The organism is Mesorhizobium sp. M00.F.Ca.ET.216.01.1.1 (genome assembly GCF_004010325.2).
Classification (GTDB): Bacteria; Pseudomonadota; Alphaproteobacteria; order Rhizobiales; family Rhizobiaceae; genus Mesorhizobium.
This window is the reverse complement of record NZ_SADR02000197.1, coordinates 1-384: the sequence shown is the minus strand read 5'-3', so window position 1 is coordinate 384 and position 384 is coordinate 1. Positions and strand designations below refer to the sequence as shown.

General features: G+C 54.7%; 1 protein-coding gene. It reads right to left on the bottom strand.

The window, feature by feature from the left end:
* Window positions 1-186 precede the first annotated feature (186 nt).
* Window positions 187-384: hypothetical protein (locus tag EN859_RS38855; RefSeq protein ID WP_210237758.1), on the bottom strand; the 198-nt coding region annotated here is incomplete at its 5' end.

The following is a 384-nucleotide window of genomic DNA, read 5'->3' as shown; positions in this document are numbered from 1 at the left end:
CGCCGCTGGCGTTTTCCGGCTTCAAGAAACGGTAGCCAAATGTCAGATCCTCGCACAGGACATTGTTTTCGTCGCTATATTCGGACACGCTCACATCCATTTGATTCCATGAGAGATTCATTGATTTGCCGGCTTCAAAACATAATATTTTTCCGCTCCGCGAAAGTTGATTGAACCAGGCCCACTTCAGTCCGTTTCTGCGCCGATAGTCTCCCCGTGGGAGGAATCAAAGCGGTGCGCCCCGGGGGTCGCATTGCCCCAATGAACGACCAGCTTTGAGGCCTTTTGTCGATGACCATGCCAGTTTTGTCGGAGCGCGCTGAGCGTGTCCAGGAACGCGATACGCGTCTCAACGGTCGCCATGCGCGCGTCAACGATCGCGAC